The 8,045-nt window shown below is 74.7% G+C and carries 5 protein-coding genes; 2 read left to right on the top strand and 3 right to left on the bottom strand.

Annotated elements, in window-relative coordinates; all coding sequences use genetic code 11:
* Window positions 1–172: 172 nt before the first annotated feature.
* The gene (locus ACZ7HT_RS24020) at window positions 173–1,159 is read right to left on the bottom strand and encodes an SCO1860 family LAETG-anchored protein (RefSeq protein WP_471169303.1); all 987 of its coding nucleotides are present in this window, start codon (window positions 1,157–1,159) and stop codon (window positions 173–175) included.
* 354 nt (window positions 1,160–1,513) lie between these two features.
* Here ACZ7HT_RS24020 and ACZ7HT_RS24015 point away from each other — a divergent pair, with 354 nt between their 5' ends.
* Window positions 1,514–4,231: a GNAT family N-acetyltransferase gene (locus ACZ7HT_RS24015; RefSeq protein ID WP_471169300.1), complete on the top strand. Its 2,718-nt coding sequence runs from the start codon at window positions 1,514–1,516 to the stop codon at window positions 4,229–4,231.
* Between the two features lie 283 nt (window positions 4,232–4,514).
* Here ACZ7HT_RS24015 and ACZ7HT_RS24010 read toward each other — a convergent pair whose 3' ends face one another.
* Entirely contained in the window at window positions 4,515–5,600 is a 1,086-nt protein-coding gene (locus tag ACZ7HT_RS24010) for an amidohydrolase family protein (RefSeq protein ID WP_471169297.1), read from the bottom strand.
* Between the two features lie 33 nt (window positions 5,601–5,633).
* Window positions 5,634–6,611, bottom strand: coding sequence for a hypothetical protein (locus ACZ7HT_RS24005; protein ID WP_471169294.1), 978 nt, complete (start codon window positions 6,609–6,611; stop codon window positions 5,634–5,636).
* Window positions 6,612–6,840: 229 nt separating this feature from the next.
* Between ACZ7HT_RS24005 and ACZ7HT_RS24000 the strand changes: the two genes are divergently transcribed.
* Window positions 6,841–7,938, top strand: a complete 1,098-nt coding sequence (locus ACZ7HT_RS24000) for a pyridoxal-phosphate-dependent aminotransferase family protein (protein WP_471169354.1) — start codon at window positions 6,841–6,843, stop codon at window positions 7,936–7,938.
* The last annotated feature ends 107 nt before the right edge of the window (window positions 7,939–8,045 follow it).

Below are 8,045 nucleotides of genomic sequence, written 5' to 3'. Positions count from 1 at the left end.
TCTTACCTTACTCTTGCGCTGCGGTTCCAGGGACAACCGATGGCCGCCGACCCGTGCACCCCTGATCCCCACACCACCGGAAAGGTTTCGGGGGGGGGTGTTCCCCCCCCCCCCCCCCCCCCCGGACCCTCGCTTCCCTCCCGGCGCCCCCCGGCGCTTCCCCCTCGGGCCGTCAGCCGCGGTTGCGGGCGCGCGAGCGGGTCACCACGAGGGCGCCGCCGCCGGCGACGAGGAGGGCGAGCGCTCCGGCCGCGATGTACGGGGTGGTGGAGCTGCCGCCGGTCTCGGCGAGGTTCTCGGTGGGCGTGGTGCCGCCGTTGTCGGTCTTGATGCCGCCGGCGTCGCTCGGCCGGGCCGAGGGCTGCTCGCTCGGCTGGTGGGTGGGCCGGTCGGTCGGGTTCCCGGTCGGCTGCTCCGTGGGCTTCTCGGTCGGGGCCGGGCCCTTGGGCGTCTCGCAGGTGGCCTCGGCGAGGGTCACCGTGCCGTTGACCTCGGCGACGCCGAGCTTCAGCGGGTCGACCTCCACCTTGAGTTCGAGGGCCGTGGCGGCGGCGGTGCGGGAGGTCGTGGAGGTACGGGAGAGGTCGAGGGTGACCTTGCCGACGCCCGGCACGGCGACCTGGGTCCGGCCGCCCGCGGACAGGGTGGTCTTCTTGCCGAACACGGTCACGTGGCCGAGGACGTTGGACTCGGCGACCGGCTTCCTGCCCGCCTCGCACAGGGCCTTGGAGGTGACCTTCTCGACCTCGATGAGCGAGAGCAGCGGGATGCCGGGGACGTGGACCCGGGCCTTGACGAGGTTGACGTACCCCTCGGCCTTCTTCTCGTCCACGGTGGCGTCGGCGGTGGCGACGTCGGCCTTGAGGAGGTCGATCGGCTCCCCGCCCTCGGCTCCCTGCACCTTCACGGAGAGCGCGGTCTCGTTCTCGCTCTCCGGCGCCCTGACCTCGTTGAGGGAGGCCCGCACCGGCACGTTCACGGTCTTGCCGAGCAGCGAGACGTCGAGGCCGGCCCGAAGCACGACGGCGGTGGAGCGCCCTTCGCCGTCCGTGGCGTGCGCCGCCGGGGCCGCGAGGAGCACGGGTCCGGCGGCCAGGGCGGCGACGGTCGCGGCGGCGGCGGAACGGCGTACGGGCCGGCGGAAGGTGTTGCTGTTCAAGATGGTGGAACCCCCACAGGAGACATGGCGTCGCCGGCCGCTCACCACGGGGACGGTGGGTCGGCGCGGCCTCGGCGACTTGAGACACCGGAATCTTTACGCACGGAGAGTGAACCGGCAGTCGCCTGACGTGAGTTCACTCCAAAGGGGGGTTTCCGTGTTCATTTTCGATTTTTTGCGACACAACCGTTCTTGGTTGTCCCGTGTGTTTCGTACGACGAGGGGCGTACGGGAGAGGTGAGAACGAGCCGCGGCGCCACCGGGTCACGGATCGTCAACCTGGCGAGGAGGGCGGGACCTGGACTCCTGTAGGCTAATTTAGGCCAGCCTAACCTAAGAAAGGTTTCCGTCTCCGTGAGCATCGAGGTCTACCGGGACGCCTGGGGCATCCCCCATCTGCGCGCCGCGGACCCGGAGGAACTCGCCTTCGCCCAGGGCCGGGTCACCGCCCGCGACCGCGCCTGGCAGCTGGAGGTCGAGCGGCACAGGGCCCAGGGCACCACCGCCGCCTTCCTCGGCGCCGCCGAGCTCGGCTGGGACACCTTCGCCCGGCGGTCCCGGCTCGCCGACACCGCCCGCCGCTGCTTCGACCGGCTCACGGAGACCGATCCGGAGACGGCCGCGTGGGTACGCGCCTACGTGGCCGGGGTCAACGACGGACTCGCCGAAGGGGCGGGCCGCGCACCCGAGTTCGGGGCGACCGGCCTCGCGCCCGGCCGGTGGGAGCCGTGGACCCCGCTCGCCGTCTGGCTCTCCACCCACATCCTCTTCGCCGGCTTCCCCACCAAGCTGTGGCGGGACGAGGTCGCCCGGCGGCTCGGCGAGGAGTGGACGGAGCTCTTCGCGACCGACGGGCCCGGCACCGCCGGCTCCAACGGCTGGGTCGTCGCGGGCGACCGGACCGCGAGCGGGGCGGCCCTGGTGGCCGGCGACCCGCACCGGTTCATCGAGGCGCCGGGCGTCTACCAGCAGATCCGGCTCGCCTGTCCCGCGTACGACGTGGTGGGCCTCGCCGTGCCCGGCGTCCCCGGACTCGCCCACTTCGGCCACAACGGGCCGGTGGCCTGGGCGATCACCAACGCGATGGCGGACTACCAGGACCTCTACCGGGAACGGCTGCGCCGGCTCCCCGACGGCACCGTGGAGGCCCTCGGCCCGGACGGCTGGGCCCCGGCGGCCGCGCACCGGGAGACCGTCGAGGTCGCGGGCGCGGAGCCGGTGGCGGTCGAGGTGATCGAGACGGCCCGGGGGCCCGTGATCGTCGGCGGGCCGCCCGGGGACGGTTCCGCCGAGTGGGAGGCGATCGCCCTCCGGTACCCGCCGCGGGTCACCGGGGAGCTCGGCTTCGGAGCGCTGCCCGCGCTCCTTCGCGCCTCGACCGTCGCCGACGTGGACGCGGCGCTCGACGGCTGGGTCGAGCCGGTGAACGTCGTCCAGGCCGCCGACACCCGGGGCGGTCTCCTGCACCGGGTCGCCGGGCACGTGCCCGTACGGGACCGGGCCAACTCCCTGCGCGTCGTGCCGGCCTGGGACCCGGCGCACACCTGGGCCGAGGCCCCGGCGCCGCTCCCCCGCGCCGAGGTCCACGGCCACGCCGTGATGGCCAACGCCCGGGGCCTGGCCGCACCCCTGGGCGTCGAGTTCGCCCCGCCGCACCGGGCGGCCCGGATCGACGAACTGCTCGCCGCGTCGACGACCTGGACCCCGGAGACGACGACCACGATCCACACGGACACGGCGAACCCCTCGGCGAGCCGCCTGCTCGATGCGGTACGGCGGGCGGGCGGGAACGCGGCCACGCTCGACGGAGCGGACGGCGTGGACGCCGTCGGCGGAGGAACGGTCGCGGGCGCCGTCGGCGGCGCGCCCGCCCCCCTCTCCCCCGCCGGCTCCGCCGTTCGGGCGCGGCTGCTCGACTGGGATCGGCGGATGGGCGCCGAGAGCGTCGGTGCCGGGCTCTACGCGGCCGTGCGCGGGGCCGTCGTGCGGCGGCTCGCCCGGCACGAGGCCTTCGCGGCGCTGCGCGAACCCGCCCCGTACCCCGAGCTCTTCCAGCCCTGGCTCGCGCTCGGGCCGCGCGTCGCCTTCGCCCTGGAGACGCTGCTCGTGGCCGGGCCCGTGCCCGCCGGGGACGTCGACCGGATCGTGCGCGAGGCGCTCGACGAGGTCGGCGCCGGTGAGCCGCCCGCCGCCTGGGGCGTGACGCACCGGCTCGCGCCCTGGCAGGCGCTGCCCGATCCCGACGACGGGCAGTGGCCGGGGCTCGGCGGAGACCACGACTGCGTGCTCTCCACGTCCAGCGTCCCCGGGTGGACCGACCGCAGCGCCCGCGCCTCCGCCGCGCGCTACGTCTGGGACCTCGCCGACCGGGAGCGGAGCCGCTGGATCGTGCCGTTCGGCGCGTCCGGCGTGCCCGGCGACCCGCACCACCGCGACCAACTCCCCCTGTGGCTGCGGGGCGAGCTCGCCCCCGTCACCACCGACTGGCAGAACCTAGAGAAGGAGCAGGGCATGACCGTCCCCGTACACGTCCAGACCGTCGAGGGCTTCGGCACCGTCACGGTCCGGCCCGTCGACCCCGACGCCGACGCGCCCCTCCTGCACGGCTGGGTGAACGAGGAGCGGGCCCGCTTCTGGGGCATGGTCGGCACCACGGTCGAGCAGGTCCGGGACGTCTACGCGCACCTCGACTCGCTGACCACGCACCACGGTTACCTGGTCAGCCGGGACGGAAGGCCGGTCGCGCTGTTCCAGACGTACGACCCGGCGGCGGACCGGGTGAGCGAGTGCTACGAGGTGCTGCCGGGCGACATCGGCGTGCACCTGTTCGTCGCGCCGGGGCTCGCGCCCGAGCCCGGCTTCACGGGCCGGCTGCTCACCGCGCTCGTCGCCTTCTCGCTGGCGGACCACACCCGGATCGTGATCGAGCCGGACGCCGCGAACGAGAAGGCGCTCGCCCGCATGGCGCGGGCCGGTTTCGAGCTGGGCCCGGAGGTCGTGCTCCCTGAGGTGAACCTCCCGGAGGTCTTCATCCCGGAGAAGCGGGCCCGACTGGCATTCCTGAGCCGCTGACCGACCGGGCGGCTCGCCCGGTGCCGTCGACCGGCCGGACGGGCTCGGCCCGGTGTCGTAAACCAGCCGGGCGAGGTCGGCCCGGTGTCGTAAACCAGCCGGGCGGGCTCGGCCCGCCGACAACCGGCCGGTGGCTCAGCCGGTACCCCTGACCGGCCGGGCGGCTGAGCCCGATGCCCATGACCGGACAGGCGGCTGAGCCCCATGCCCATGGCCTGCCGGGCGGGCTCGGCCCGGCCGGCGACCGGCCGGCTCGCCCCGGTGCCGCTGACTGGCCCGGCGCTCAGCCCACCACCCGCCCGTTGACGACGATCCGCCGCGGCGCCGCCAGGGCGCGGACGTCCGCGCGCGGGTCCTCGCCGTAGACGACGAGGTCGGCCGGGGCGCCCTCCTCCAGGGACGGCCGGCCCAGCCAGGCCCTGGCTCCCCAGGCGGTGGCCGCGAGCGCGTCGATCGGCGGGATGCCGGCCTTGGTGAGCTCCTCGACCTCCTCGGCGACCAGGCCGTGGGCGAGGGAGCCGCCCGCGTCGGTGCCGACGAAGACGGGCACGCCCGCGTCGAAGGCGGCCCGGACGGTGTCGTACCGGCGCTCGTGGAGCCGGCGCATATGGGCCGACCAGCGGGGGAACTTCTCCTGCCCGCCGTCGGCGAGGTGCGGGAAGGTCGCGATGTTCACCAGGGTCGGGACGATCGCGACGCCCCGCTCGGCGAAGAGCGGGATCGTCTCCTCGGTGAGCCCGGTCGCGTGCTCGACGCAGTCGATGCCCGCCTCGACGAGGTCCCGGAGCGAGTCCTCGGCGAAGCAGTGCGCGGTGACGCGGGCGCCGAGCCGGTGCGCCTCGGCGATGGCCGCCTCGACCTCGGCGCGCGGCCAGCAGGCGGTGAGGTCGCCGGCCTCGCGGTCGATCCAGTCGCCGACGAGCTTGACCCAGCCGTCGCCGCGGCGGGCCTCGCGGCCGACGTACGCGACGAGGTCGGCGGGCTCGATCTCGTGGGCGTAGTTGCGGATGTAGCGGCGGGTGCGGGCGATGTGCCGGCCCGCCCGGACGATCTTCGGAAGGTCCTCGCGCTCGTCGATCCAGCGGGTGTCGGAGGGCGAGCCCGCGTCCCGGATGAGCAGGGTGCCGGCGTCCCGGTCGGCGAGGGCCTGCTTCTCGCTGGTGGCCTCGTCGACGGGGCCGTGCCGGTCGAGGCCGACGTGGCAGTGGGCGTCGACGAGTCCGGGGAGCACCCAGCCCTCGACGGTGACGGCCTCGGCGGAGGGCCGGTCGAAGGTGATCCGCCCGTCGACGCACCACAGTTCGTCGCGTACGTCCTCCGGGCCGACGAGCACCCGCCCCTTCACGTGCAGCACCTCGTGATCACTCATACCCGCACTCTACGAGCCGCCGCCGGACGCTTTCTACGGGCGCCAGTCGGCCTCCAGGTCGTGCGAGTCGGTCGTGGTGAGCTGGGTGAGCGCGGTGCCGTCGGCCCGTACGAGGAAGAGGTGCTCGGGGTCCGCGTCGTCGGTGCCGCCCCGGGTGAAGACGAGGCGCCTGCCGTCGGGCGACCAGGAGGGGTTCTTGTCGTTGGCGCGGGCCGAGGTGATGCGGTACGTCCCGCCGCCGTCGGGCTGGACGGCGTAGAGGTGGGCGAAGCCGGTGGAGTCGACGCGGCTGAAGACGATCCGGTTGCCGCGCGACCAGTCGGGCGTCCAGTCCTGGGAGCCGGCCAGGGTGACCGGCGTCTGGGTCAGGGTGGACAGCTGGATCCTCATGAGCCTGCTGTGCCCGGTCGTCGTGTCCGCGCGGCTGTACGCCAGGGAGGTGCCGTCCGGGGACCACGTCGGGTGGTACTCGTCCTCCTCGGTCGTGGTGAGCCGGGTGTTCGGGGTGCCGTCGAGGTCGGTCACGTAGATCTCGCGCTCGCCGCCGACGGGCTTGGAGTAGGCGATCCGCGTGCCGTCCGGGGACCAGGCCGGGTCGGAGGCGCCCTGGGTACCGGGTACGGGCTTCGGGTCGCCGCCCGTGACCGCCATGGTCCAGATGCCGTCGATCGCGCCGTCGGAGCCGTAGCGGAGGAACGCCACCCGCTTGCGGTCCGGGGACCAGCTGGGCATCACGTCGCTGACGGTGGGGGTGTGGGTGAGCCTGACGGGTGTGCCGCCGAGCGGGGAGATCGTGTACAGGTCCTCGATGGGCTCCGCCGTGTCGTAGCGGGCGAAGACGATCGAGCGCATCCCGGCCGCCCACGCCGTCTCCGCCGCTCCCGCGTCTCCCGAGGCGGCGAGGGTCAGGGGTGCGGCGACGGCGAGCGCCACGGCGGCCACCGCCGCCCGGCGCAGCCGTGCCCGTCCCTTCACCTCTGCTCTGCCGCTTCTCCCGGTGCTCCGAGCCATGGTGTCCACCCCGTCTCCTCCCGGCGGCCCCGGGCGGGGCCGCTCCGGCCCGAAACATCCCACCGCCGGGGCTCCGGGGGAAGCGGTGGTACGAGCCCTGTGACACGTTCCGAACAGCACCGTGACGGGAGATCGCGCCGAGCGAGCACTTACGCTGGCACGAGCCCGAACCGATGTATGCGACACGCATGTGACACGCATGCGCCACCGAAGAAGGAGACCCGTGACCGTGACACATCCGCTGCTGGACCTGGCCCCGCTGACCGCCGCGCACTTCGCGTCCATCGAGCGCCGGGTGGCCGCCCTGCTCTCCACGGAGCAGGACGTGGTGATCACCCAGGGCGAGGCGCTGCTGCCCCTGGAGGGGTGCATCCGCAGCGGCGCGCGGGCCGGTTCGACCGCGCTGAACGTGGTCACCGGTCCGTACGGTCAGACCTTCGGGAACTGGCTGCGGGACTGCGGGGCGACCGTGGTCGACCTGGAGGTGCCCTTCCACACGGCGGTGACGGCGGAGCAGGTGGAGCGGGCGCTCGCCGAGCACCCGGAGATCGACTTCGTCTCGCTGGTCCACGCGGAGGCGGCGACCGGGAACACCAACCCGGTGGCGGAGATCGGCGAGGTCGTGCGGGCGCACGGCGCGCTGTTCTACCTGGACGCGGTGGCGTCGATCGGCGCGGAGCCGGTGCTGCCGGACGCCTGGGGCGTGGACATGTGCATCATCGGCGCGCAGAAGGCGATGGGCGGCCCCGCGGGCGTGTCGGCGGTGTCGGTGAGCGCGCGGGCCTGGGAGCGGTTCGCCGCCAACCCGGCCGCGCCGCGCCGCTCGTACCTCTCCCTCCTGGACTGGAAGGAGCGCTGGATCGACGGCGGCCGCAAGGCGCTGCTGCACGCGCCGGCGCAGCTGGAGATGCTGGCCCTCGAGGCCTGTGTGGAGCGGATCGAGGCCGAGGGCCTGGACGCGCTGATGGCCCGGCACGCCTCGGCGGCGGCCGCGACCCGTGCGGGCGCGCTGGCCCTGGGCGGCGGTCTGGAGCCGTTCGTGTACGAGGCGAAGGACGCGGCGCCGGTGGCGACGACGCTGCGGACGCCCGCGGGCGTCGACGCCTCGGAGCTGGTGGCGAAGGCCCTCGCGGCCGATCCGTCGCTGCCGCTGATCGCGGGCGGCGGGGCGCTGGCCGAGGAGATGATCCGGGTCAACCACTACGGGGTGGACGCGACCCCGGGGGCCGTGCAGTCCTCGCTGGCCGCCCTGGGCGCGGCGCTCGGCGACACGGGCCGCGCGGTGGACCTGGAGGGCGCGCGCCGGGCGGTCACGGAGGCCTGGTAGCCGGTGGTACGCGGAAGGGGGGGGGGGGGGGGGCCCCCCCCCCCCCCCCCCCCCCCCAACCCACACGCGGGGGGGGCGATGTGGCCCCCAGGGCGGCCGGGGTGCAG

It is taken from the genome of Streptomyces sp. NPDC037410 (assembly GCF_055602235.1).
Note: the sequence above shows the minus strand (reverse complement) of the source record. Positions and strands in the feature narration are given on the sequence as shown.

Bases quoted from the DNA above. Each gene is read 5' to 3' on its own strand.
- ACZ7HT_RS24010 (WP_471169297.1), bottom strand. From the start codon at position 5,600: ATGAGTGATCACGAGGTGCTGCACGTGAAGGGGCGGGTGCTCGTCGGC.
- ACZ7HT_RS24005 (WP_471169294.1), bottom strand. From the start codon at position 6,611: ATGGCTCGGAGCACCGGGAGAAGCGGCAGAGCAGAGGTGAAGGGACGG.